This window comes from Paraburkholderia sp. SIMBA_030 (genome assembly GCF_046535245.1).
GTDB lineage: Bacteria > Pseudomonadota > Gammaproteobacteria > Burkholderiales > Burkholderiaceae > Paraburkholderia.
On the sequence record NZ_JAWRXB010001852.1, the window covers coordinates 1 to 228 of the forward strand.

At 65.8% G+C, this 228-nt stretch carries 1 protein-coding gene; it reads right to left on the reverse strand.

Translation table 11 applies throughout. From position 1 onward, the window contains the following. A partial coding sequence (locus SB772_RS46395) for an ATP-binding cassette domain-containing protein (protein WP_410839318.1) occupies positions 1 to 227 on the reverse strand: 227 nt, incomplete at its 3' end. Between the last annotated feature and the right edge of the window lies 1 nt (position 228).

Genomic DNA, 228 nt, shown 5'->3' on the forward strand with positions numbered 1-228 from the left:
CCGATGTTCTGCGCGACCGTCATGTTCGGAAACAGCGAGTAGGACTGGAACACGATGCCGAAGCCGCGTTCGCGCGCGGGCATCTCCAGCAGCGAGCGCGTCCCCATCGTGACGCTGCCGCCATCGGCGTCGAGCAGGCCGGCGATGATGCGCAGCAGGGTGGTCTTGCCGCAGCCGCTCGGACCCAGCAGGCAGACGAACTCGTCCTCCTGCACGTCGAAATGAATG